Below are 24,199 nucleotides of genomic sequence, written 5' to 3'. Positions count from 1 at the left end.
AATTTACTTTATGGGCGATTTTTCAAATATATCGACCATTCGGCAAATAGCGACACAAAAACAAGAGTCTATTTTCTTTCGTTTCCCTGCACTATAAAAAAGCTTCCACAAAACGTGAAAGCTCCTCTTCAAATATACACGTCTATTTCATTTTCAGTGTATAAGTAACTACTATAAAACCGAAAACAGTCTTCCTCTTCTTTTGTTTTCACTCGGCACGAGGGCAGAGCAGACGCTCGCTCCCGCCTAAAAGAAAGGTTTGATACCTTTTACATACTTCCCTGTCTCTGAAGCAACCGCAAACGATAACAATTCATCGTCACTTCGCCAAGGCGTTGCAACAATTGATAATTCGCATATGCTCCAACCGGGGCACCAATTACCGGCACAAGTTGCAGCATCTTCGCTAAATCGATATAATCGCGATACTCTTTCTGGAACTTCTCCCAGTCAATTTGAGTTTCTTTCCCTGCGCTCCACGTTTCGATTGCTTTCCATACTTCCTTGCGATGGTCATCACTTGAGAAAGCGAGTTGGAACACGTGAAGAATAAAGAATCGCTCTTCTTCTTTGCTCGTATCAAATCCATACATAGTCGCTGCATCAAATAAAAATTTAATTTTAATACTGAGCAGGAGCGGAAAATCTGCAAGTCCAAATAGAAAACCACCAGCTCCTGTTCCCGCGCCTTCTGCTGCAGCGATCTTTTTGTACTCGTCCATTTTCTTCAGGACTTCTTCATCTCTTCTTTGTAAGGACCAATCTGTTTCTTTTAACTTTGGTTTTATAAAATGAGATCCGGCACTAATACCTTGCACCATCTTTTTTATTGTTTCCGTTAGCACGTTTTGCACTTTTTCTGGAATTAGCTGTTGCACTTTCGTTTGTACCTTTTTAGAAAAACGAGTCATCATAGAAGAATCTTTCATGATTGTATGTTTCCACTGCTGCAATTCTTTTATGACCTTCTCTTCGTATTCAGTCATAAGTTCATTCCTTTCAATTTAAACGTTCGATACGTTTTGCCCCGTATTGATATACGAAAGCGATACTAAATACGATGCTAGCGGCGAATAAAATACACGTCATGATGATATCTTTTGTTGCGAAAGCAAATATGATTGTAAATACAATACCGCCAACACATAAAATTGCACTGAGCAGTTTCAGAAAATCCTTTTTCTTTTCTTCATGGGTCACCGGATATAAATCAAGCCAAAGTTTTAAGCGATGGTGTTTCCAAAGGCTTAATAGTTGATATCCAATTAAGTATAAAAACACGATACTTACAATGAAACGTCCGTATAAAAACGGGATGAAATAAAGAATGACACCGCCAATCGCAAGTAAGCGAATATATAGACCAAAGTAATTCCCAGATCTTAAAAATGTACGTGTATACAAATATAAATATGTACGTTTTTCACCAATTATTGAAAGCACAAAATCAAGCCATTTTCGGCGCGCTACTCGTTCTTTTAAAGCTGGTACATCGACAAACATGTTAGCAATGCGGTATAAAAACATCATTTTCTTGCCTTCTTCTGCAATTAAGTATTCCCAGTTTAGCGGTTTTCCTTTTACCTTTTGATACATGAAGGCAAGATAGATAACCATTACAAAGAGGATTACTCCTATGTAAATCACTGAAGTACGCTCGACAAGAAAGTACACAAATAATCCATTACATAAAAAGCGAATGAACCAATCCGCGCGCTGCATGCCCTGATCTGTTAAAAATGACTTTTCCCACGCTACAAATAAATTCCATGCTTTCACAATAACAAGCGCGGCCACAATCCATATGTAAGCCCCTCCCGTTTGCTTCATCTGCTGGAAATATAGCGGAGCAAGTGCGGCCGCTACAATTGCAATGACATATAGCTGAATCATAAATGTAAAGAGAAATGCTTTTGTAAAATACGGCTTTAATTTTTCTTCAACCGGAAGCAAATACACAAGATCTGCTTCTTTTAATAACGTTTGAATCGATCCTGCCGTTAATACAAGCCCGAGTAGCACCGACATAACAAGCGCAGTCGGAAATGATGGAGTCAGTGTTTGCAGCCATTGCTGATAGTAATACGCACCTGCTCCAATGATAAATACGAAAATAAATTTTAAATGATCGTTAAAAACATACTTACTATATGTACGAACTTCTTTTAAGAAATATTTGAACCGTTCTTTCCATAATGCTTTGCTATTCATAATCTTCTTCCTTTGTTAACGCAATATAAATATCATCTAGCGTCGCACCCGGCATGTTAAACTCTGATTGCAACTCAGATAGTGTTCCTTTCGCACGGATTTCACCTTGATGTAAAATAATAAAGGAATCACAGTAACGTTCTGCTGTCGCTAAAATATGAGTGCTCATTAAAATGCCAGCACCGCTCTTTTTCATTTTGTCCATCATTTGCAGCAGTGATTGAATCGCTAGCGGATCGAGTCCAACGAAAGGTTCATCAACAATATAAAGTGATGGTTCAACAAGAAAAGCACTCATAATCATTACTTTCTGCTTCATCCCTTTTGAAAAATGAGCCGGGAACCACTTTAAACGATTCGTCATTCGAAATTCTTTTAATAATTGCTGAACACGTTCTTCATATTGCTGTTCCTCAACACCATATGCCATTGCTGTTAACTTCAAATGTTCTTCTAACGTTAACTCATCATATAATACAGGTGTTTCTGGAATAAATGAAAAACTAGAACGATACGCTGTCATATCTTCTCGAATACTTTTTCCGTTAATTGTTACAGTTCCTTTTTTCGGTTCCATTAAACCGATAATATGTTTAATCGTCGTACTTTTACCAGCACCATTTAAACCGATTAAGCCAACAAGTTCACCTTTGTTCACAGAAAATGAAACATCTTGTAGCACTGGCCGCTTCGTATATCCTCCTGTGACATTTTCCACACGTAATAACTGTCCCATATGACACCACTTTCTTCGTTATATTCATCCGCCTATTACAGCGGGACTTCTAGTCGTTTCTATATATCCATCTTACCAAAAAATAAAAGATACTACATATATAAACCCAAATTAAAAACGAACATCAAACCATTCTTTTTAGATGGGAGAGAGCATCCGGCCATGCATAGAAGCGGTCAGTGCCTTTTTTAGCACCATGCCAAGTGAGAACAAAAGGAGAAAGCGAGTGGAGATCTTCTTTTGTTTTCATAGCTGCGACCTAGATGCTTGAAAATCAAGTTGGATATATAGTACCTAATTTCTTCAAAAAAATTTAATTTCTTTGCATACCTTCTGCAAAACGGGACATCATAATTAGTGAAGAAGGAACACATTGAAAAAGCAACCACTTAATTGATGAACATAGCCTAGCGAAATCATCATGAAATGGGGTGTCCATAATGGACAAAGAAAATTTACACGAAACCAGATAATTTGTTTCATTTTAGAAACGGGGTGTCTCGAGGAGAGTATATACTGTTTTATAAAATAAACAAGTTCATTTTATAAAGGATTATCATTTCATTGTAAATGGGGTGTCTAAGGCAGAGCACAAGCCGAATTGTCACATATTTCCTAAATAAATGAGGTGTCTGCGAACGGTAGATTATATTAAATGCTTTTTCAATCCCTCTTCAGAAAACAGGAAGCTGAGTCAGCTTCCTGTTTTTCGTGTTTGTTCTCCTATGTAAGTATGGTAAAATACGGCTAAGACCTACTTGAAAGGATGAGAACAATGAATCATACAGCGGATAATTGTATTTTTTGTAAAATTATTGAAGGACAAATCCCTTGCTCAAAAGTATATGAAGATGAACATGTATTTGCATTTCTAGATATCAGCCAAGTAACAAAAGGACATACACTTGTTATTCCAAAAGTACATAAGCAAGATATTTTTGCTTTAACGCCAGAAATTGCATCACACATTTTTTCTGTCGTTCCAAAAATCGCAAATGCGATAAAATCTGAATTTAATCCAGTCGGCTTTAACTTGTTAAATAACAACGGTGAAAAAGCTGGACAAACTGTATTCCACTTCCACCTTCATTTAATTCCACGCTACGGTGAACACGATGGTTTTGGCGCCGTTTGGAAATCACACCAAAATGAATATACGACGGAAAATTTACAAAACATCGCAAGTACCATTGCAAATAGTGTAAAATAGACTATAGAAGCATATAAAATAAAATTGTGCATAACAAGCCTATTCCTCCAAAAGACATATACTGCATGGCTTGTTTCTTCACCCAAAATGCTGGAGGATACGATCTTTTTTGTTTTACAAATAACAGTAAATGCATAGCACGTACAAGAAAGAAAAGACTTACGATAAAGCAAATAGTTGTCACGAGTTTCACTTTTCTCCCCCCTTGTCTTAAGCATATGCATCGTTTTATACATCATGAGTACGAACAAAAAATAAGGAGGTTTCCTTTTATGTCAAAAGCTAAATCCTTTGTAACAGGTTTAATTTGCGGCGGAGCTGTCGCTGGACTAGCTGTTCTTTTTTCCACTCCTTCTTCTGGTAAAGATATGCGAAGTAAACTAAAAGAAAAAGGAAATGATGTGAAAAAGACTTTATCAGATATTGCAGCTGATACAAAATTATTAAAACGTCAAATTGTTGAAACAGCTTCAGAAGGTAAAGAAGTGTTTCAAGAATTGAAAGATGATATGCAAGATACGCTTTCCACATGGAAACAAGATATTTCTCAAAACAAACGTCATATTGAACAAGAGATTTTAGACATTCAAAAATCCATTGAAAAATTGCAACAAGCAGTTCCAGAAAAAGCGTAAATGATGTTCCATTCTTAGTTTTTGCATATAACAAATATTTTTTATAAATATTTCTCCTAACGCGACATATCACATAGATATGTCGTGTTTTTATGCATTTACAATATATGTTATCCTCTACTACGTGAAGATAACACTTATAGTTATGACATCTAAAACGCTTCCACAGTTATGCATGATTTGTACAAGATTATAATTTTTCCGAAAAATTTTCACAATTCTCACAAAAAGACTTTATTAATTTTTATTTTACTGGCATAATAGATACTAATGAATAAGAATGTAAAAGTGGGTGAGGGTGAGTACATGAAAAGTGGAGAAAAAGATTATTCGGTCAAAGAAGCAATGATTTTTAGCCAACGCATTGCTCAATTATCAAAAGCATTATGGAAATGTGTAGAAAAAGATTGGCAACAGTGGATTAAACCATACGATTTAAACATTAATGAGCACCATATTTTAACCATTGCTTATCATTTAAAAGGGGCTTCTATTTCTGAGATTGCAAAGTTTGGCGTGATGCACGTATCGACGGCATTTAACTTTTCTAAAAAACTTGAAGAGCGCGGCTATCTTGTATTCTCAAAGAAAGAAGATGATAAGCGAAATACGTATATTGAAATTACACCAAAAGGGGAAGAATTGCTCTTGCAATTAATGGAGGAGTATGACCCTGAAAATAATTCGGTCTTTAATGGCGCTCTTGCTCTTCGCAACTTCTACGGTAAGTTCCCAGAAAATATCGAATTAATCGCGATTTTAAGAAATATTTATGGACAAGATTTTATCGATATTTTTGAGAAATCACTAGAAGATATTGAAGAAAATTTTACGGAACACGATCAAAAATTAGTTAAAAAATAATACCAATTATTTTTTCGCTGTCATGCGTAAAAATTCTTGCATAAGTGGTTGAAATAAACCTTGTTTTACTAGCGCTTCTGCAGTCTCGTTTACTTCGAGCTGATGTGGAAGCGCTTTTTCAAATTGCTCCAAAAGAGCATCGAATAAAAGTAAACCTTCTCGTTTCTCTGCTATGTATTGTTCGTTCAATTGTTCACAAAGATTTAGTATACGTTCAATATCCTTTTTACGAGCTTTTTTCTTTATAATTAAAGAATAAAATGGACACTTATCTTCGTCGATCATTTTAAAAAGAAGTTCTACATAATATTCAGCTTGTTCTAGTCTCTTTACAACGTCCATTCTCTCCCTCACTTTCTAACACAATGTCTTCTATTTCTGAATTTTATAACACGAACAAAATATCGTATGATACAATATATGAAAGTATATGTATTTTGGCCAAAAGGGGGTATCTCCTCGTGACTCTTATAGAAATTGTTTTTGTCACATTTGCACTTATTGTTCTATTCTACACGAATTTCCTAACGCATACACTTTGCGTACGAAAACAACTATCCGAGAGACGCCAAACGAGCGCTTTTCGAGTGATTAATGTATGTATTACGATTCTATTAATTTCTAGTTATATAGAAATTATATTTCATGGAAAGTGAGGAAGGAAAGCCCCTTCCTCACTTTTTTCCTCTATAAGCAAATTATACCTACTATAATCAATAAAATAAACAGTACAAGCAATAAAATAATAAGTGATGAATTCATTCGCCCATCCCTCCTCTTTCCTTTATATGCACATTCGCCTAATATGGTACTCTCCCCTCAATCTGACAATCATCATAAACAAATGGGTAATTTTTCTTTATCAATAGGAAAAGACGTCGAAATATGATATATTAATTTTTGTACATATTGCTTATAATATAGAATAAAATTACCTTCAGCTAGATTTCATCCTTAGCCTCGGTAAGCCCTGTTAAGCAGGCTTTTAGAAAGCAAAACCAGTGAGACTTAATCGGGCTCTTATGAGCAAATATCACCTCATATGAGGCAATTGTTCATTTGTGCAGGATGAATTAAAAATACATAATAGTAGGAGTGTTTATTGAATGAAGAAAGCTATGCTTGCCTTAGCAGCAACAAGTTTGATTGCCTTATCAGCATGTGGATCAGCTGATAAAATCGTTACCTCTAAAGCTGGTGACATTTCAAAAGACGAATTTTATGAAAAGATGAAAGACAGAGCTGGTAAACAAATTTTAAATGGTATGGTATTAGAAAAAGTACTTGTTACAAACTATAAAATCGATGATAAAGAAGTTGACAAGAAATACGACGAGTATAAGAAGCAACTTGGTGATCAATTTGATGCCGCTCTAAAACAACAAGGATTTACGGATAAATCATTTAAAGAAAGCGTTCGTGCTGAATTAGCGATGACAAAAGCGATTGAAGGCAGTATCACTGACAAAGAACTAAAAGAAAATTATAAACCTGAAATTAAGGCAAGCCACATCCTTGTAAAAGATGAAGCAACTGCGAAAAAAGTAAAAGAAGAACTTGCACAAGGTAAATCTTTTGAAGAACTTGCAAAACAATACTCAGAAGATAAAGGCTCTGCTGAAAAAGGCGGCGACGTTGGTTTCTTCGGACCTGGTAAAATGGTACAAGAATTCACAGATGCTGCATATAAATTGAAAAAAGATGAAGTAAGCGAACCTGTTAAATCACAATACGGTTACCACATCATTAAAGTAACTGATATTAAAGAGCAAGAAAAACCATTTGATCAAGCAAAAGCAGACATTAAAAAAGAACTTGTTGCGAAAAAGATGCAAGATGGCGAATTCATGGCTAAACTTCAAGAGAAAGAACTGAAAAAAGCTGACGTGAAAGTTAATGATAAAGACTTAAAAGATATCTTTGAAACTCCAAAAGAGGACAAAGAGAAAAAATAATTATTATGAAATAAGCTGTCAGGAATTTCCTGACAGCTTATTTTATTTTTAGGTATTTTAGGATTTTTTATATAGACTCTATTAAAGTTCAATGTTGATATTAGGTGTAAAAATAGAACTTCCAATTTAATGGAAGTTCTATTTCGAATTATTTGCTTATTAAACTAACGCCCCCGTTACTTTAAGTGTAAATCTTCACAAACTTACTCATCGCAATATATAACTGTTGTTAAATAACGATATCACTGTAATAAAGCAGAAAAAATACATCTAAAACTTTAATATGGAGTACACCTTTAAGTCCTTATGTTCCCCTTTAACATACATTACCTTTCTACTTATACCTTCGAAAGACATACCTAACTTTTTCATAACACGCTCTGAACCCTTGTTTTCTAAAAAGCATCTCGCCTGTATACGAACTATGTTCATACTGTCGAAACCAAAAGAGGTGATTGCCCTTGCTGCTTCGGTAATTAACCCTTTGCCCCAGTATTCTTTAGATAGAACATATCCAATTTCAGCACTATTGTGTTCTGGCTGCCACCAAACAAAGTGAACTGTTCCAATAAATTTACCATTTTCTTTAAGCTCAATCCCCCATAGAGCATCATATTGAGGTAAAAACGTATTTATAAATTCAATTGTATCTGATAATGAAGAATGAGTATCCCAAGTTACATATCTCGTTACTTCTTCATTCGAAGCATATAAATACATATCTTCTGCATCATCTAATGTGATTTTTCTAAGGATGAGACGTTCCGTTTCTATTTTAGGTACATCAGCAAACTTTTCTAAAATATTCATAAATCCACCACTTTACAAAATATTATCGACTGATAATAATCTTATCATTTTTTAAAATTATGTATTCAATTAACCTGCGAGTTAGTTGAACAAGAAACAAAATTTATATCGTAAACTGAGATAACCTAAGTGTATCATATGTTTCTGTATTTTGTATTAGATTTCCTTTAATAATCAAGTCTTTCATAGTGACTTCATTTCTCTGGTGCTGAATACTTTCTAATACTTGAAACCAAGTAAAATAATTGTCCAAATATTTGTTGCAACCCCATTAAATCGTTGTATCCACCCTTTAAGTCTACGGTGGTAATTATTGACGTTCTGGATGTGATAAAGCCCCTTTGTGCGAACCTTACCATCAGACTTGAACTGATAAATATTCATACCTTTTTCAGTAGCGTATGTTTTAAAGGCACGCCAAGAGTCGGTGCATAAAACATTTTCACTTGAAAGTTTATGTCCGATAGCTTTGTCCAATTGCTCTTTTGTTAATCTACCCATTCCCAGTGTCTGCGAAAAAGTCAACTTATCACGGTCCCTTGCAACTAAAACACATACTTGTTCGTTGCTTATTCCACGTTTCTTTGCGGAACCACCACATTTTCGGGGCCTTCTATCTTTAATCTTTCTTTGTCCTTTTTCTGAGTATAGGAAATAGGTCTCGTCCATTTCGACGATACCCTCGAAATTCGATATATCCATTTTTTTTTAGTGATGATAAAAGTTTGTGTCTCCAGTAGAATAATGTGACGTGAGATACATTGCCAACTAATTCAGCAGACTTACGTAGTGAGTATCCTTCTATCATACATTCTACAAATTTTCCCCATTGGTTAAGACGACGAGTTCGCTACAGTGCGGTATTTGTGAGGTCAGTAAATGTCATTTTACACGCTTTACAGCGATAACGTTGTTTTTTAATTTCTTCACCATCAACAATAGTTGAATATTTACCAAACCGAACAATATACTCCGACTCGCAATCAGGACAATGATAGCCACTCTTGTTTTTACGCTCAGATATTTCTTGTAGAACAGTTCCTGTCGAGGACGATGCAGTAAGAGCATCTATTAAATACTCTCGTAGTCGATGTTTCTCTGCTGGATTTAGTTTTTGAATGGCTTTAAGAATATCAGTTGCTCTCACGGTCATCACCAACTTTTATATAGTTAAACCCATTACAGAACATAAATTCCTATAAGTCAAATTATCAACAACAAACATTAACAGAGCCTTTATATAAAAAAAGCATCTAGCAAAAAGCTAGATGCAGATAAAAACACAAGGGAAGATAAAAGTCTTCCCTTAACCCGTATGCTATTATAACAAAAAAATCTGTGAAACAATATAAAAAATTAGTTTCATTCCAAATATAATTTTTCTATGATTATACTGCTTTCAGCTATACACATAAAAGGTGGATTTTAATGAAATTACTAGTTGTAGTCATTTGGCTTATTTTCGCTCTGTATGGGGCGGATACCTATGCTGAATTACACGGGATACAAAAACATGCCAAATGCAATTACAGTTTATCCAACAATTGCATTTGGCATGTTTTTACTATTATACTTCTTTAACAAGTTTGAGAAAAACAAAGGCTAAGCAATTAGATATAAGCCTCTTTTACAACATAAAGAAGCGCCTAACGGGTATTTTCTCCCTCTAAGCGCTTCTTTATTGCTACTTTTCTTACGCTAATGCAGCAGCTTGTTCTTGCTGATCTACAGGCACTACAGCGTCTCTTAATGCTTTCTCTAGTTCAGCTGTGTATTTCATTTGCTCTTCTTTACTCCAGCCTAATTTTGCTGCCATATACGCAATTACGTTTTCTTTCCAATCGTATACCCAGTGAATGTTGAAGAATACAGCTCCTCTGCGGCGTACGAAGAAGTCAACAGGTTTTGCTGTCATTTCATAGTCCATTGCGTACACAAGCGGTACAAGTACGTCTAGCGGCATATTATACTCTTTTGCATCTGCTTTTAGCTCTTTTGCTAAGTTAAAGAGAATATCAACGTTAGAACCATAGAATTTCGCAAACTCTTCTGCTTGCTTTGCCGTTAAACCGTATTTTGTTCCCTCTTGTGCTTTCTTCGCAATAAATGTTGGTAATTGTTTAGAGCCACCTACATGACCGCCTGAAATTGGCATATGTTTCGTTTCACTTTTCGGATATGCGCTATGTCCTTCTTTTTGTAGTAGAGACGTTACATAATCTACTACCATTTCTGCCATTTTACGATATCCTGTTAATTTACCACCTGCAATTGTAATTAAGCCAGATTCAGAAGTCCAAATTTCATCTTTACGAGAAATTTCAGATGCATTCTTACCTTCTTCATAAATTAACGGACGTACACCAGCCCAGCTTGATTCAATATCTTTTTCAGTAATTTTCACACTCGGGAACATATAGTTGATCGCATTAATGATGTATGTGCGATCTTCTGTTGTCATTTGCGGTACTGCTGCGTCTTTATCATAGAACGTATCTGTTGTACCTACATACGTTTTCCCGCCGCGCGGAATCGCGAAGACCATACGTTTGTCTGGTGTATCAAAGTAGATAGCTTGCCCAAGAGGGAAACGTTTTTGATCGATAACTAAGTGAACTCCTTTAGACAATTGCAGTACTTTTCCTTTTTTCGAATTATCTTTTTCACGTAATGTATCTACCCAAGGACCAGCTGCGTTTACAATTTTCTTACCGTACACTTCATATACTTCACCGTCTAATAAGTCGATAACGCGTACACCACATACTTTTCCATCTTTATATAAGAAACTGTCTACTTTTGCATAGTTGACTGCTTTTGCACCGTGTTCAATCGCTTCTTTCATTACTTCAATTGTTAAGCGTGCATCATCTGTACGATACTCTACGTAGTAACCACCGCCCTGTAATCCTTCTTGTTTCACAAGCGGTTCTTTCTTCAATGTTTCTTCGCGGCTGAACATTTTTCTACGTTCGCTTCGTTTTACTCCTGCTAGGAAGTCATATACACGAAGACCGATTGATGTACTAAATGAACCAAATGTACCACCTTTATGGAACGGTAATAACATCCACTCTGGTGTTGTTACATGGGGACCGTTCTCATATACGATCGCACGCTCTTTCCCAACCTCTGCTACCATTTTCACTTCAAGTTGTTTTAAATAACGTAAGCCACCGTGTACAAGTTTCGTTGAACGACTTGATGTACCTGCTGCAAAGTCTTGCATTTCAAACACAATTGTTGATAAACCGCGTGTTGCTCCATCTAATGCAATACCAGAACCAGTAATACCTCCACCAATTACGATCACATCTAACTCTTGTTTATTTACTCCGTTTAATACGTCTTTACGTTGTTTACTTGAAAATTTCATGGTAATTCCTCCCTTTGATAACGAAAAAAGAGACCACAAACTCCGCTATAGAATTCGCTTCTATAGCGTGTTGTGGTCTCTCCAAATCTCCTACCGAATTATTAACTTATCATCATTATAACACTGTTTATGATTATTTAAAAGCTTTTGTTGCTTCAATCGCTTTTTTCCAGCCAGCATATAGTTCTTCACTTGTTTCCGCTTCCATTGCTGGTGCAAAGCTTCTGTCCATATTCCACTGCGTCTTAATTTCTTCTTGGTTTTCCCAATATCCAACTGCAAGACCTGCTAAATATGCTGCCCCTAAAGCCGTTGTTTCATTTACTTCTGGACGCTCTACTGGAACATCTAACATATCACTTTGGAACTGCATTAAGAAGTTATTCTTAACTGCGCCCCCATCTACGCGTAATGTTTTCAGCTTAATACCTGAATCAGCTTCCATTGCGCATAATACATCTTTCGTTTGGTATGCTAATGACTCTAGCGTTGCACGGATAAAGTGTTCTTTCGTTGTGCCACGCGTTACACCAAATACCGCTCCGCGTACTTCACTATCCCAGTACGGTGTTCCAAGTCCTACGAATGCTGGAACAACGTAAACACCATCTGTTGATGCAACGCGAGACGCATACTCTTCACTCTCACTTGCATCTTTAAACATGCGCATGCCGTCACGTAACCACTGGATTGCTGAACCTGCTACGAAAATACTTCCTTCTAATGCATATTCAACTTTTCCATTTAAACCCCATGCAATTGTTGTTAATAGACCATGCTCAGACGCAACTGCTTTTTCACCTGTGTTCATTAACATGAAGCAACCAGTTCCGTATGTGTTTTTCGCCATACCTTCACCGAAGCAAGCTTGTCCAAATAACGCTGCTTGTTGGTCACCAGCCACACCTGCAATCGGTACATTTTGACCGAAGAAATGATAATCGATTGTATTGCCATATACTTCAGATGATGGACGTACTTCTGGAAGCATGCTTTTTGGCACTGTTAACATATCTAAAAGCTCATTATCCCACTCTAGATTATGAATATTAAACATTAATGTACGTGATGCGTTTGAATAATCTGTTACGTGCGCTTTACCACCAGACAATTTCCATACAAGCCATGTATCAATTGTACCGAATAATAATTCGCCGCGTTCTGCTCTTTCTCTTGCACCTTCAACGTTATCTAAAATCCATTTCACTTTCGTACCTGAGAAATATGCATCAATTAAAAGACCTGTTTTTTCGCGAACCATATCGCTATAGCCTTTTTCTTTTAACTCATCACAAATTTCAGCTGTTTGGCGTGATTGCCATACGATTGCGTTATATACTGGCTTACCAGTTTCTTTATCCCAAACAACCGCTGTCTCACGTTGGTTTGTAATTCCGATACCAGCGATTTGCTCTGGTTTTACATCCGCTTCACTTAAACAAGTTGCAATAACCGCTAGGATAGATCCCCAAATTTCTTGTGCATTATGCTCTACCCAACCTGGCTTTGGAAAATGTTGTGTAAACTCTTTTTGAGCTGAATGAACAATTTTTCCTTCCTTATTAAAAAGGATTGCACGTGAACTTGTAGTTCCTTGGTCTAATGAAAGAATATATTTTTTCATAATCGGTTCCCCCTTATGCTACTTTTCTACTATTTGTATTGTTTTCGCTCTTTTTACTTGTCATATAAGAGATTGCTAGTACAATCACAGTTGCAATTATCACATAAATCAGTGCTGCATTTTGTTTCCCGTCAAATACAACTTGATGGAATAAACCTGCAAGTGATCCACCTAAAATCGGTCCCACAACTGGAATCCATGCATACTTCCAGTTTGATCCGCCCTTTCCTGCAATCGGAAGGAAGAAGTGTGCAATACGCGGACCTAAGTCACGAGCTGGGTTGATTGCATACCCTGTTGTTCCACCTAATGATAAACCAATACTTACAATTAAGAAACCTACAACGAATGGGTTTAAACCATCCGCAAATTTATTTGCACCAATTGCTAATATACCAAATACTAAAACGAATGTTCCAATCATTTCACTTAAAAGGTTTGCAAATGTATTCGGGATTGCTGGTCCTGTTGCAAAAACACCTAATTTTGTACCTGGATCTTCTGTTTCTTTCCAATGCGGTAAGTAATGTAAATATACGATAATTGCACCGATGATTGCCCCAATCATTTGCGCTACGATATAGCCTGGTACATCGCTCCATGGGAACGCTCCCTTAAATGCGAGTCCAATTGTTAATGCTGGATTTAAATGTGCCCCACTAATTGATCCAACTGCATATGCTGCGATGGCAACTGCTAAGCCCCACCCCATCGTAATAACAATCCAACCAGAATCCTTAGCAAACGACTTCTTTAAACTTACACCAGCACAAACGCCGCCACCAAGAACGATTAACAACGCTGTCCCTATTAATTCCCCTAAAAATGCTGACATAAAATCCCTCCACAATCAATTTAAATGATTCCAATGTGATAGAGAGAAAATGAATGGCCATTCGTTTTTTTCGAAAGAAAAAGACCCACAGCTAACACGTTTCTATATAACAATATAGAAACAATGAAATGTGGATCTCTTCTTTTCTCCGTCACGTTTATTAACTTGTCTATAATATTAACCCTAAATGAAAGCGGTGTCAACGGAATTTTTTCACATTTTCGACACTATTTTTGGAAATGTTTCCATAGTTCTTTCTTCGACGTTGTAATCGCTGTTGCACCGGCCTCGAGCGCTCTTTCTACATCCTCCACTGTGCGAATAAATCCACCTGCTAAAATCGGTACACCCGTACGTTCTTTCACTTCAGCAATCACACATGTTAAAGCGCCCGGAAGCACCTCAATATAATTCGGTTTTGTTTTCTCTAAGAGATTACAACTTTTCTCCATCGCACTTGAATCAATTAAAAAAATACGCTGAATCGCGACAACACCCTTTTGCTTCGCCTTCATAATAACACTTGCCTTTGTCGACAATAACCCGTACGGCTTATATTCCTGGCATAAGAACTCCGTCGCATGACCATCGCTCTGCAAGCCATGAATTAAATCAACATGTAAAAACACCTTTTTATTATGCTGCTTCGCAAGTGCTACAACACTCTTCAATTGACCGATATGAATATCTAAAATAACAATGTACTCATACGAGCTATGTATTAATTTTTCTAAATCTTTAATTTGCCGAACTGCTGGAAAAATCTTTTGTTCATGAAATTCCATTCAAAAAATCCCCTTTTTTACGTCATTCTACCTTTTATCAACAGAGGCTAGAATACTCCACTTCAAGGAATGTGAAGGGCGTAGCCCAATGAGTAGGTATTCTAGCCTTCGGACAAGGGATGACTTACTTGCCATCTCGATTGTCCGGCATAGTTAAACCTTTGCGGATAAGTTCATAAACCGCACCCGCAAAACTCGTAATGTAATTTTCTTTTTGGTATTTTTCGATTTCTGCCACTAAATCAGCAGGAAACTTAATTAATTTTGAAATGCGTTCCATATTATTCTACTACCCCTTCGGTATACACTTAATATATACTTATGCTTACATTTTGTATATACTTAGTATATACAAAAAAGGAGGTGAAATCAATGTTAGTTAAAAAAGCGTATAAGTTTCGCATCTATCCAAACAAAGAACAAGAAATATTAATTGCTAAAACAATCGGTTGTTCTCGTTTTGTATTCAATCACTTTTTAGCAAAATGGAATGATGCATACAACGAAACAGGAAAAGGATTGACTTACACTTCATGTTCTTCTCAACTACCGCAACTAAAGAAAAAATTAGTTTGGTTGAAAGAGGTTGATAGTATTGCGATTCAATCTTCGGTAAAAAATCTTGCTGATTCGTTTGACCGTTTCTTCAACAAACAGAATAAAGCACCGAGATTCAAATCGAAAAAGAATAAAGTCCAATCGTATAAAACAAAGCATACCAACGGAAATATTGCGATTGTAGGAAACAAAATCAAGTTACCTAAACTGGGTCTTGTTCGATTCGCAAAAAGTCGTGAAGTAGAAGGTCGTATTCTGAATGCGACAATTAGACGAAATCCAAGTGGTACATACTTTGTATCCGTTCTGATTGAAACAGAAGTACAAGAACTTCCTAAAACTGGCTCATCTGTTGGTGTAGATGTTGGATTGAAAGAATTTGCTATCCTTTCCACAGGTCAAGTATTTAGCAACCTTAAATGGTTTCGTACATTGGAAAAGAAGTTAGTCGATGCACAGCGAATTCTATCCAGACGACAGGAATTAGCATTAAGACGAAAATACAAGCTTGATGAAGCGAAGAACTATCAAAAGCAAAGACGTAAAGTTGCAAGAATACATGAAAAAATCACCAATACAAGGACAGACTACTTGCAAAAAATCTCTACTGACATCATCAAAAACCACGATGTAATTGGTGTCGAAGATTTGCAAGTGTCAAATATGTTAAAGAATCACAAGTTAGCAAAAGCGATTAGTGAAGTATCTTGGTCACGATTCAGAACAATGCTTGAATACAAAGCGAAATGGTATGGCAAGCAAGTCGTTGTTATGTTAAAGACATTCGCAAGTTCTCAACTCTGCTCTTGTTGTGGATACAAAAACAAAGACGTTAAGAATCTAAATCTTCGTGAATGGGACTGCCCTTCTTGCGGCACACATCACGACAGAGATATTAACGCAAGTATCAATCTTAAAAATGAAGCGATAAGACTTCTAACCGTAGGGACTACGGGGCTAGCCTAATCAATTAGGGTTCAATAGAATCCTGTACTTAGGAATCCTCCACTTCAAACAGACCGCAAGGTCGTTAAGTGATGGGTAGTTCAAAGTACACAATTTAGGCGAAAAGAAAAGCTAGTAGGAGAAATTTTTAGCTCCCTTCACTGTCGGGCTACGTCGAATGATCGATATCCTATGTCAAATCGCCGATATAAAAAACTGCCCCAACTCAGGGACAGTTTTTATTGATATATCTTTTTCAACTTATCCGATCCTATGCCACCTATTACCATTAATAGTAAAGGTGCAAAATTCATGACATACGGTGCGCCTGCTAAAATTGTTATACTTGCTCCTGCAAACTTATTTAACAACAATACACTAATTTTTAATAGGAACAAAAGGAAACCAAGCATAAATACACTATCAAAAACCATCTTCCATTTTGGATGCGCTAACTGTTTACTATCTTGAATTACTTTCTGCTTCAATTCCTCATCACTCCTCAATAACTCATCAATCGTAATATCAAACAGGTCACTTAAATGAATAATGATTTCAATACTCGGATAGTTCTTTCCCGTCTCCCATTTAGAAACAGACTGACGACTTACATGAATTTTTTCAGCCAAATCATTTTGTGACCAATTTCTTTTTTCTCTTTCTTCTTTTAAACGTTCGCTAAAAATCATAATGAGTTCATCACCTCTCTCTATGCCCTAGTATGAGTAAATGAATGATGAAGAGTAAAGATAGTTGTCGTTGCATAGCCTGTGCAACTTATACGTTACACAAAGAACAGCGTCATTTCGTACCATATATCATGTCGTTTTGAAACGCAACGTATACTTTCCTTTTATACAAATATTCCATAATGAATATTTCCTGTAAAATAAAAAGAAGAGAAATACATACATTTCTCTTCTCAAAGGGTTTCTATTAAAGTAAAACAGAATCCTTATCACTTTCTTGATTACGTCGCTCGCGCTCTTCTTCTAAACGCTTCATATATACTTCCCCTTCTTTTTCGATAAACTCATTATCCATCTCTTGTTCTTTTTTCGAAGTATATAAAACCATGTAGCCACTTACGACAATCCCAATAATAATAAGATAAATCCACCATGGTAAAGTTTCCACTTGATTTCCTTCCTTTCCTAAGACAAGCCTTGTTAGTTTCACTGTATGAAAGGAAGGACAAGATTATGACTCTTTTCCATACATTCTTTCTCAGCCATAAAAGCAGTACCCTATAAGAGTACTGCTCCGCATTTCACTTTTTAGCGATGAATCCAAACTGCACCTGCAGAATTGTCTTCAGCTTGACCTACTACCTCAAACTTCAATCCTAGTTTTGGTAACTTACGTCCTGCATCTGGAATGATGCTGTTGATATACTGCTTAGAATCATCAAATTTCGCAACTCCTGGTAATCCTTTATAATCAAAGATTCCGCGAGTTGGTGAATCTACTTTCCATGCTGGTGTTTGATCAAATGAGAATGCAGCATCCGCAATTTGATAACGCGTACTGCTCTTCACAGTCGGTTTTCCGTTTAATGTCCCTACGATTGCCTCTGGATGAGAATCTACTACACCTAAGAATCCTTCACCTGGATGAACGCCTACCCAGTTATCTGTAAAGCTTTGATCCGCATACCATACAACCATTCCTGTATTAAATACTGGGCCACGCGCATGTTTTAATGCCGAATCAGAACCAGCATAATTTCTCCACTCTAAGTAATAGTTATGTTTTTTCTGTTCAAATCCATTCGATACAGTAAATCCTTTTAATGTCATTGCTGATTGTCCTTCTGCATCATCAGAAAAAGCAACTTTACCATCTACAGTTAAGCTTGCATTGTCTAGCGCAAATCCTTTGTAAGCTACTGCAATATCTGTTACATATTCAAACTGGAGTTTTACTTTCTTTCCTTTGAATTGGCTTAAATCGTATGACTTATCAACCCACTTACCATCAGTTGTATCCATACCGCCTTTTACATCTTTTTCACCAATTCGATCAATGCGTGTCTTTGTTCCATCTTCTGTAATTGCATTTACTTCAAGGAAATCATAATTCGCTTCCAGTTCATAGAATGCTTTATAATCAAATTTTGCATTTGCCGCATTTGTTAAATCAAATACTGGTGTTTCTAGTGATGTATGCATGTCATTCCCTTTTGTACTGTAATAAAATTTCTTACCAAATGCCGCTTCGATATTTTTTATATCTTTGTCAGGCAAGTTAACGCGAACGATTCCTGGTCGTTTTGACTTCGTAACACTTTGGTCGATATATGTTGCTGCCCCAATACCTTTGCGAAGTTTATCATAATCTACTTCTAAAATATTCGCCCAGTTTCCACCCATATTCTTTTGGAAAAACTCTTTATTTTGTGGTGAGAAACTTGTTGGCTCTGTTCCTGCAATTTTTCCAGACCAACTGCCGCCGCTCATAAGAGACCAAGATTCAACAGGTTCACCTTGTCCTGTATACTTTGTATCATACTCATCTGGTAAACCTAAATCATGACCGTATTCATGTGCAAACACACCAACTGCTCCATCTTCAGGCTCGATTGTATAATCGTATGCCGCCATCTTTCCGCCCCAATTCGAAACAGAAGATTTTGTGCCATCAATGGCATATGGTTTTGATCCAAGTTTTGAACGATGAGACCAAATCGCATCATCTTTCAATTTACCGCCGCCAGCTTCTTGTCCTACACCCGCATGAACAACCATTAAATGATCAATAATGCCGTCTGGCTCGTTTTTATTTCCGTCACCATCTTGATCGTACTGATCAAATTGGTCAAAGTCAGCTAAGTTAATCCCTTTTGCTACCGCTGCTTTTAATGCTTCTTTCACAAAATCACGTGGTCCTAAAGGTCCTTTATTATCATGACCAGTACCAGCATCTGAACCGTAATCCGAAGCTTTTCCTGGAACAGTCAACCATTCCGTTACAGTTCCATCAACTGTATAGCTCCCACCTGATTGTTCTTCATAATATTGCTTAAATGTATTAATTTTCGATCCATCAAATAACGTAAACGGTTCATCACCAAATAACATTTTTTGATAGTGCTCACGATTAAAGTCTTTCGAATACATATATCCTGGTTCTTGATCAATATTGTTATGTTTGAAATCGCTAAATTCTACAAGTAAAACAAGCACTTTATCTGTGCGAACTGCCCCATTATATTCTTCTTGTTTCGCTGGTGTAGTCGGAACTTTTCCGTTTAACTTCTTAGTATTCATTCCTGCATCTTGACCAGCTACTGGTCCTACTGCTGGTTGCTGCGCTTTTTCATTCTCCTGCATCTTCGCATCTTTTACTTTTTTCATAAAATCAGAAGCTTCTTGCGTCAAACTATCTCCTGTAACAATCTCTTTTCCAGGGTTTTCCCCTTTCTTTTTCTCAACATACTTTTCAACAGCCTTTGACGTCTCAGCTTGTGATGCTGATTGATCAATAACTCCGCGCTCTTTCAACGCTTTCGCCAAACGTTCCTCCGGTATTACATGCTCATCAATCGGCAAGGATGATGATGGCGTTTCTGCATATGCAGATTGCCCCCCAAATGCAAACGTACTACTTAATACTGCCGCTGTTGCTAGTACTGATAAAGGTTTTAACTTCTTATTCTTTTTCAATCCATTCCCTCCCCATGTTTGCGAACAATCAACTTTTTTGTCGATATATAAATAATATTGTTAGATTATTTAATTTTCAATATATTTTAAATATTGTAACTCAATTAAATGTTGAGAAATATTTTTCTGACAATTCCACATACAAAAAAGGCTCTGCTATTTTTAGCAGAACCTTTCATTGTGAACATCAGTTAATTATTAATAAGAACAGATTTATCCCGCTGTTCGCGGACAGTAAGACTCCTACTGATTAAAGTTTCACTTTATGATACAGCATACTTTTCAAAGAAATCTTGGACATACCCCATAAACTCTTCTGGCTCTTGACGAAACGGCGCATGGTATCCTTTTTCAATGATATGGAATGTACTATTTTTGAATAATTGGTGATAGGTCTCACCATTTTTCCATGAAACACTTTTATCGTTTCTGCCCCAAATGATTAACGTCGGCACCTTAATCTCATTTGCATCCATCGCAATGCGGTGCTCTCTCATTTTTGTCAGTTCACGATAATGCTCTTTATCATCTCTTCTATTTTTCACTGCATTTTTATCATAATCCGTAATGGTAGATACCGTATTTATATCAACCGACAACTTTGGCTTTTGAGTATCTCCTTTTTGCTGAAAAGATTCGATTCCTGTCGAATCTGCTAAAATAAGGTGCGTAACCGCCTCAGGATATAAGTACGTTAAATTAAGAGAAATCTCTCCCCCCATCGAATGACCGAGCACCGAAAACTCATCATAGCCTAGTTTTTTCATTAACTTATAATATAAATTTGCTTGTGCTGGAAATGAATACTGAAAATCCACCGGCTTAGAAGAACGCCCAAATCCTAAAATATCAACCGCAATAATCGTATGATCTTTCGCGAGTTCCGGATAAATATCACGAAATCCATCCGAAGAACCACCAAACCCATGAAGCATAAGCAGCGGTGGTTTTCCTTCACCAATCTGTTTAAAATATATTGTTTGTCCATCGATTTCCGTCATTTTTTCTGTTGTGTTCAATTTGGTTGCAACAGTATTTTTTACTTCTTCTACTTTCGCTGTCGGCTTCTCAACGATATTACAAATCACTAATACAACAAGAATAAGACAACTAACTATGTAGAACTTCAATTGTTTCAAATTTATCGTCTCCTTTCCGCTACTTTGAACTATGAAAAAATACACTTAACATAAGCTTTTACTTTTTGTTAGGATTTTATAGCTATATAGTTGTAACTATATAAGTTACAACTATAATAAAAAAACACGCTTTCTCTCTAAATGAGAATGCACTTGGAATATTTCTTTTATTTGACTACTTTCATACTATTTAACTCACTTGTAATCATTATAGTTACAAACAAAAAGTAAGTCAATTCTTTTCGGAAATTTCTATTCTTATAGAAAGGAAGGATTTTATCCTATTAAAAATTATACGTAATAAAAGTTCGAAATGATTTTAGCAAAATTCAGTAATCATATAAGAATATGATATAATTCCCATGTTAAACACTGTAAATAAAAGGGATTTAAGGGATGGAACAATTTCAAAGTAATGTTCAAACGGCAGAATCATCTCAGCATTTCCACTCTATTAATTTATAAAGGAGACAATATTTGCTTATGAAATATACGTATAGAATTTATGAAGGCCCCTTAAATACCCTTATGATTGAACTGCCAGAAAAAATTTCTTTAGTTGCAGATTTAAACTATGGTGACACTATTTGTATAGACTTAGAATCAACGATGCAACAGTAATACAATGGGATAAGAAGGCTCACAGCGTCTCTAGATCATGGAGTGGTTTGGCGGAATGGTTAATGAATACCTTAGACGAAGGATCATTACTAGTAGATTATGATGGTAATGAAAAGGATTTAGACTTTTAACATTAATAATAAAAGGGGAAATTCAAGTGAGAAATATTTGGGATACATCTAGTAAAAAACTAGAAGATTTAACAGATGAAATGGTTGTTTCCACTGAAAATAAGCTAGGCGTAAAGTTACCGAGATTATATATTGATTTATGTAAAATACAAAATGGAGGTTATTTAATTTATGATGCTTATCCTACTTCTGTTCCAACAGGTTGGGCAGAAGACCATGTTAGCGTTAACTACATAAAGTGAAACTTTAATCAGTGGGGGTTTTCTTCATCCCCTGCTGATTATTAGCCCTCACCAATCGGGCTTTTACGGGCAGTTGATCCCCCCACCTATCTTCCTCGTTTCCCTCTGGATCTTGAGGTAGGGGTCTTACTGCCCGTTAATGCGGGATAAATGGGATTGGAGAAGAAGGAATTCTATCAAGCGCTTATTACATTGAAGAGTGGGAATTACCAAAAGATATTGTGCTTTTATGTGGCGACGGACATTGGTGGATTGCGATGGATTATAGACACACAAAAGAAAACCCACCAATCATATACATCGATTTAGAATGGGGAGAAGATACTTTCATTTTAGAATTAGCACCTGATTTTGAAACACTAATTAACGGCCTGTTTGTTTATGAAGACGAAGAATAAAGACGCAAAATAAAAGAAGAACGCCTTTTAGTGAGGGTAAACGTTCTTCTGTTTTTATTGTAAATTTGCTTACATTTCTTTTGGTGCTGGTAAATCAGCTTAACTATCTGCTTTTACAATTCCACCTGTATTCCCATCTGCATTAGAAGGTGCCCCGCCGTCTCCTCTATTGTAATCTGGTACAGGATAATCACCGTAGTAAGCTGGCGCTAAATCAGGTCTTGCTGGTGCTGGCACATCCCCGTGATTAGCTTGTTGTGAAAATGAACTATTTAAACCAACAGATATGATACTAACTAACGCTACTCCTGTTACCACAACACGAATTTTTTTAAACATTATTTTAATGCCCCTTTCTCAAACGTTTTTTCTTTTGCCTGTAATGCTGTGTGGAAATACTCACTTGCTTTTATATGATTGTTTTCACCGTAAAACTTAACTGCTAGCTTTTCTGTATATTCTTGAGTGTAATTATATAGTGATTCTTTGTCGAAATAGGTAATTCCTTCAAGAATAATCTTTTCTAATTCTTCTGTTGAAACATTATTATTTAGTGCTTTTAAAATAGTGAAGTGATGTATATATTCTTCATTATTCAATTCAGCACAAATATTTAAGCCTTTTATAAGTAATTCCTCAGCAATATTTATTTCACCTAGTTTATGATGTTCCCTAGCTTGTAGAAAAATAGCTTTAAAGTGTGTCGACATTTTTGTTGTAACCTCGGATAGATGACGAATTGCCAATGCTGAAAGATTTTGACTTGCATATAACCACCCCAAGTTATGACGCACCCTCAAAAGCAAAGTTTCATTATCTTGTTTTTGTAAAATATCTATTGCGGAACTCAAACATTCCTCAGCTTGTTCGTATTGTCCTATTTGGATAGCAGTTAATCCTAAAAGGTTTTCCGATAAGGCAATACTCATTTCATACCCTGTGTGCTTTAAGAAAATTTCTTTAGCTTTGTTTACATATTTTATAGTATTCATTGGTTGCGTTGTATAGTAAAAAAATGCAGAAATACGATAATAGAATTCTGCACATTCTAACTCATCAGGCACATGCTTTAACAGTTTTTCGGCTTTCTCATAATATTCACTAGCGTCATTATAATTCGTTGTTAAGGTAGCATGTATTGCCTTAAAAAAATAGTAATAATACGAAAGAACCCCATCAGACGATGTGTTATACGATTCAATTACATCAAAACTATTTTTTGTAATACTTAAACTATCAGCCAACACTTTATATCTAAAATCTAATAAGGCATAATATAACAATAAATTTTGATCTTCTCCGATATTAGCAATCTTCCCATCAATTTCTTCTTTCAATCGTGTCGCTTCCCCCACTTGCTGCTGCAACATCGACTGATACCAAGCGTCTAATGAATGCTTAATCTGTTCTTTCGTTACTACATGTGCACTCATAATAATTCCTCCTTCTTATTTTTCGC

Annotated in this window: 26 protein-coding genes and 1 pseudogene; 8 read left to right on the top strand and 19 right to left on the bottom strand. The window is 36.2% G+C overall.

Annotated features, from left to right (window positions below; all coding sequences use genetic code 11):
• Positions 1-269: 269 nt before the first annotated feature.
• The 3 genes from AAIE21_RS27290 to AAIE21_RS27280 are packed head-to-tail and all read right to left on the bottom strand — an operon-like array spanning position 270 to position 2,947.
• Entirely contained in the window at positions 270-986 is a 717-nt protein-coding gene (locus AAIE21_RS27290; protein ID WP_343269580.1) for an EcsC family protein, read from the bottom strand.
• Positions 987-999: 13 nt separating this feature from the next.
• On the bottom strand, positions 1,000-2,211 hold the full coding sequence (locus AAIE21_RS27285; protein ID WP_343269579.1) for an ABC transporter permease: 1,212 nt from the start codon (positions 2,209-2,211) through the stop codon (positions 1,000-1,002).
• Complete coding sequence (locus AAIE21_RS27280) at positions 2,204-2,947, bottom strand: ABC transporter ATP-binding protein (RefSeq protein WP_343269578.1); 744 nt, start codon at positions 2,945-2,947, stop codon at positions 2,204-2,206. Before AAIE21_RS27280 ends, AAIE21_RS27285 begins: the two co-directional genes overlap by 8 nt.
• Positions 2,948-3,722: 775 nt before the next feature.
• Here AAIE21_RS27280 and AAIE21_RS27275 point away from each other — a divergent pair.
• Positions 3,723-4,157: an HIT family protein gene (locus tag AAIE21_RS27275; RefSeq protein ID WP_343269577.1), complete on the top strand. Its 435-nt coding sequence runs from the start codon at positions 3,723-3,725 to the stop codon at positions 4,155-4,157.
• Position 4,158: 1 nt separating this feature from the next.
• Here the strand turns inward: AAIE21_RS27275 and yhzF are convergent, their stop codons facing one another.
• Positions 4,159-4,350 carry a membrane protein YhzF gene (gene yhzF / locus AAIE21_RS27270; protein WP_336450864.1) on the bottom strand — a complete coding sequence of 64 codons (192 nt, stop codon included), beginning with the start codon at positions 4,348-4,350 and terminating at the stop codon, positions 4,159-4,161.
• 79 nt (positions 4,351-4,429) lie between these two features.
• Between yhzF and AAIE21_RS27265 the strand changes: the two genes are divergently transcribed.
• Together AAIE21_RS27265 and AAIE21_RS27260 are read left to right on the top strand one after the other, a co-directional pair.
• A complete protein-coding gene (locus AAIE21_RS27265; RefSeq protein WP_343269576.1) occupies positions 4,430-4,792 on the top strand; it encodes a YtxH domain-containing protein in 363 nt (120 codons plus the stop codon).
• Positions 4,793-5,098: 306 nt separating this feature from the next.
• Positions 5,099-5,656: an HTH-type transcriptional regulator Hpr gene (locus tag AAIE21_RS27260; protein WP_336450862.1), complete on the top strand. Its 558-nt coding sequence runs from the start codon at positions 5,099-5,101 to the stop codon at positions 5,654-5,656.
• A 6-nt stretch (positions 5,657-5,662) separates the two neighbouring features.
• Here the strand turns inward: AAIE21_RS27260 and AAIE21_RS27255 are convergent, their stop codons facing one another.
• Complete coding sequence (locus AAIE21_RS27255; RefSeq protein ID WP_343269575.1) at positions 5,663-5,998, bottom strand: DUF1878 family protein; 336 nt, start codon at positions 5,996-5,998, stop codon at positions 5,663-5,665.
• A gap of 119 nt (positions 5,999-6,117) precedes the next feature.
• Here AAIE21_RS27255 and AAIE21_RS27250 point away from each other — a divergent pair, with 119 nt between their 5' ends.
• Positions 6,118-6,312, top strand: coding sequence for a hypothetical protein (locus AAIE21_RS27250; protein WP_098338972.1), 195 nt, complete (start codon positions 6,118-6,120; stop codon positions 6,310-6,312).
• A 31-nt stretch (positions 6,313-6,343) separates the two neighbouring features.
• Here AAIE21_RS27250 and AAIE21_RS27245 read toward each other — a convergent pair whose 3' ends face one another.
• A complete protein-coding gene (locus tag AAIE21_RS27245) occupies positions 6,344-6,463 on the bottom strand; it encodes a YjcZ family sporulation protein (RefSeq protein ID WP_343269592.1) in 120 nt (39 codons plus the stop codon).
• Positions 6,464-6,762: 299 nt separating this feature from the next.
• Here AAIE21_RS27245 and prsA point away from each other — a divergent pair, with 299 nt between their 5' ends.
• Positions 6,763-7,611 (top strand): peptidylprolyl isomerase PrsA, encoded by an 849-nt coding sequence (gene prsA, locus AAIE21_RS27240; RefSeq protein WP_343269574.1) that lies wholly within the window; start codon positions 6,763-6,765, stop codon positions 7,609-7,611.
• Between the two features lie 270 nt (positions 7,612-7,881).
• On the opposite strand, the gene AAIE21_RS27235 is transcribed toward prsA, so the two are convergent.
• The 7 genes and pseudogenes from AAIE21_RS27235 to AAIE21_RS27205 form a co-directional block, all read right to left on the bottom strand.
• Positions 7,882-8,421, bottom strand: a complete 540-nt coding sequence (locus tag AAIE21_RS27235; protein WP_343269573.1) for a GNAT family N-acetyltransferase — start codon at positions 8,419-8,421, stop codon at positions 7,882-7,884.
• Between the two features lie 103 nt (positions 8,422-8,524).
• Positions 8,525-9,574 (bottom strand): annotated as a pseudogene (locus AAIE21_RS27230) (IS1595 family transposase).
• A 540-nt stretch (positions 9,575-10,114) separates the two neighbouring features.
• Positions 10,115-11,797: an aerobic glycerol-3-phosphate dehydrogenase gene (glpD, locus tag AAIE21_RS27225; protein WP_343269572.1), complete on the bottom strand. Its 1,683-nt coding sequence runs from the start codon at positions 11,795-11,797 to the stop codon at positions 10,115-10,117.
• Positions 11,798-11,930: 133 nt separating this feature from the next.
• On the bottom strand, positions 11,931-13,421 hold the full coding sequence (gene glpK / locus AAIE21_RS27220) for a glycerol kinase GlpK (protein ID WP_343269571.1): 1,491 nt from the start codon (positions 13,419-13,421) through the stop codon (positions 11,931-11,933).
• 13 nt (positions 13,422-13,434) lie between these two features.
• Positions 13,435-14,256 (bottom strand): glycerol uptake facilitator protein GlpF, encoded by an 822-nt coding sequence (gene glpF, locus AAIE21_RS27215; protein WP_343269570.1) that lies wholly within the window; start codon positions 14,254-14,256, stop codon positions 13,435-13,437.
• Between the two features lie 227 nt (positions 14,257-14,483).
• Positions 14,484-15,041, bottom strand: a complete 558-nt coding sequence (locus AAIE21_RS27210) for a glycerol-3-phosphate responsive antiterminator (RefSeq protein ID WP_343269569.1) — start codon at positions 15,039-15,041, stop codon at positions 14,484-14,486.
• A gap of 124 nt (positions 15,042-15,165) precedes the next feature.
• The gene (locus tag AAIE21_RS27205; RefSeq protein ID WP_343269568.1) at positions 15,166-15,321 is read right to left on the bottom strand and encodes a hypothetical protein; all 156 of its coding nucleotides are present in this window, start codon (positions 15,319-15,321) and stop codon (positions 15,166-15,168) included.
• 92 nt (positions 15,322-15,413) lie between these two features.
• On the opposite strand from AAIE21_RS27205, the gene tnpB reads away from it, so the two are divergent.
• Positions 15,414-16,565, top strand: coding sequence for an IS200/IS605 family element RNA-guided endonuclease TnpB (tnpB, locus tag AAIE21_RS27200; protein ID WP_343269567.1), 1,152 nt, complete (start codon positions 15,414-15,416; stop codon positions 16,563-16,565).
• A gap of 218 nt (positions 16,566-16,783) precedes the next feature.
• On the opposite strand, the gene AAIE21_RS27195 is transcribed toward tnpB, so the two are convergent.
• The 4 genes from AAIE21_RS27195 to AAIE21_RS27180 all read right to left on the bottom strand — a co-directional run bounded on the left by AAIE21_RS27195 (position 16,784) and on the right by AAIE21_RS27180 (position 21,348).
• Positions 16,784-17,233 (bottom strand): helix-turn-helix domain-containing protein, encoded by a 450-nt coding sequence (locus tag AAIE21_RS27195; RefSeq protein ID WP_343269566.1) that lies wholly within the window; start codon positions 17,231-17,233, stop codon positions 16,784-16,786.
• Between the two features lie 247 nt (positions 17,234-17,480).
• Positions 17,481-17,681 (bottom strand): sporulation YhaL family protein, encoded by a 201-nt coding sequence (locus AAIE21_RS27190; RefSeq protein ID WP_098338981.1) that lies wholly within the window; start codon positions 17,679-17,681, stop codon positions 17,481-17,483.
• Positions 17,682-17,821: 140 nt separating this feature from the next.
• A complete protein-coding gene (locus AAIE21_RS27185; protein ID WP_343269565.1) occupies positions 17,822-20,209 on the bottom strand; it encodes an immune inhibitor A domain-containing protein in 2,388 nt (795 codons plus the stop codon).
• A 263-nt stretch (positions 20,210-20,472) separates the two neighbouring features.
• On the bottom strand, positions 20,473-21,348 hold the full coding sequence (locus tag AAIE21_RS27180) for an alpha/beta fold hydrolase (protein ID WP_343269564.1): 876 nt from the start codon (positions 21,346-21,348) through the stop codon (positions 20,473-20,475).
• Positions 21,349-22,126: 778 nt separating this feature from the next.
• Between AAIE21_RS27180 and AAIE21_RS27175 the strand changes: the two genes are divergently transcribed.
• Together AAIE21_RS27175 and AAIE21_RS27170 are read left to right on the top strand one after the other, a co-directional pair.
• The gene (locus AAIE21_RS27175) at positions 22,127-22,342 is read left to right on the top strand and encodes an SMI1/KNR4 family protein (RefSeq protein ID WP_343269563.1); all 216 of its coding nucleotides are present in this window, start codon (positions 22,127-22,129) and stop codon (positions 22,340-22,342) included.
• A 146-nt stretch (positions 22,343-22,488) separates the two neighbouring features.
• The gene (locus AAIE21_RS27170) at positions 22,489-22,740 is read left to right on the top strand and encodes an SMI1/KNR4 family protein (RefSeq protein ID WP_343269591.1); all 252 of its coding nucleotides are present in this window, start codon (positions 22,489-22,491) and stop codon (positions 22,738-22,740) included.
• Between the two features lie 99 nt (positions 22,741-22,839).
• Here AAIE21_RS27170 and AAIE21_RS27165 read toward each other — a convergent pair whose 3' ends face one another.
• Together AAIE21_RS27165 and AAIE21_RS27160 are read right to left on the bottom strand one after the other, a co-directional pair.
• Positions 22,840-23,079, bottom strand: a complete 240-nt coding sequence (locus AAIE21_RS27165) for a Phr family secreted Rap phosphatase inhibitor (RefSeq protein WP_343269562.1) — start codon at positions 23,077-23,079, stop codon at positions 22,840-22,842.
• Positions 23,079-24,173, bottom strand: coding sequence for a response regulator aspartate phosphatase (locus AAIE21_RS27160; RefSeq protein WP_343269561.1), 1,095 nt, complete (start codon positions 24,171-24,173; stop codon positions 23,079-23,081). The genes AAIE21_RS27165 and AAIE21_RS27160 overlap by 1 nt, the downstream gene beginning before the upstream one ends.
• Positions 24,174-24,199: the final 26 nt, after the last annotated feature.

The sequence above is a fragment of the Paenibacillus sp. 102 genome (genome assembly GCF_039549175.1).
GTDB lineage: Bacteria > Bacillota > Bacilli > Bacillales > Bacillaceae_G > Bacillus_A.
The sequence above is the reverse complement of the archived record's forward strand: the minus strand, read 5'-3'. Positions and strand labels throughout refer to the sequence as shown.